At 35.2% G+C, this 1,003-nt stretch carries 1 pseudogene; it reads right to left on the bottom strand.

Going from position 1 to position 1,003, the window contains the following annotated elements:
* Positions 1-199: 199 nt before the first annotated feature.
* Positions 200-991: pseudogene (locus CD118_RS11340) on the bottom strand (LysR family transcriptional regulator); the annotation flags it as partial.
* Between the last annotated feature and the right edge of the window lie 12 nt (positions 992-1,003).

Here is a 1,003-nt window from a genome sequence, read left to right as displayed (position 1 = left end):
GATTTATATATATCTTTATGAATTGAATTATTGGTATATATGTCTTTTGTTGATGTATTATTATAAAATACAGGTACATCATTATTTAATAATGTAAAAAATATAATAAAGTTAATGTTAACTTCTCAGACGACATCCATCAATCCTATCACGGACAGAACGAAGAAAAACACCATTTTAATCATTTTGAATTGAAGCAAACTGTATTGTCTTCAATCGACAACACACGAATTTCTGGGTTCTCACTAATGAGACGTACAATGTTATTCGGCAAAATACTGATACCCATTTTTGCGGTAATCAAATGTTCGATAAATTGCCATTGCGAAATTTTAGAAACAATATGCGGTACGAAGCCTGCTTGTCGTGTTAACGCAATGATTTTGTCATTAATGTAAAAGTCTTCATTAAACATAATAAAGTCTTTATCTTTTAATGCTTTAAATGCCACTGTTTGTTGTTGGGCCAGTGGATGGGTATGATGCATTATGACTTTGAACTCCTCTGAATACAATGGAAATGAATCGAACATTTTACTATCCACAGGTAAAGAAGTTAATCCGAGGTGAATTTCATTGTTGCGCACTTGATTTTCAATCGTTTTACCCCCATTTTCATCCAAATTAAAAACGACATTCGGATACTGTTGATGAAACTGTGCGAGTACTTGAACTAAACGTTCCATGTCTATCAACGCAGAAATACCGATAGAAATATAACCTTTCTCAAGACCAAGCAGACTACTGATCTCATTCGGCAAACTTTCGTATAACTTTATAATTTCAACGGCTTTATGGTAAAACACTTCCCCCACGTCCGTCAGCAACAATTGACGACGTGTGCGATCAAACAACGGCTGACCAATCTCAGACTCGAGCTCTTTAATCGCTTTACTCATCGTCGGTTGTGCAATATACAATGTTTCCGCTGCACGTGTCATCCCTTCTTGACGTACAACTTCTACAAAGTATTTCATTTGTTTGATATCCAAACGATAACCCTC

It is taken from the genome of Staphylococcus coagulans (assembly GCF_002901995.1).
Classification (GTDB): domain Bacteria; phylum Bacillota; class Bacilli; order Staphylococcales; family Staphylococcaceae; genus Staphylococcus; species Staphylococcus coagulans.
The sequence above is the reverse complement of the archived record's forward strand: the minus strand, read 5'-3'. Positions and strand labels throughout refer to the sequence as shown.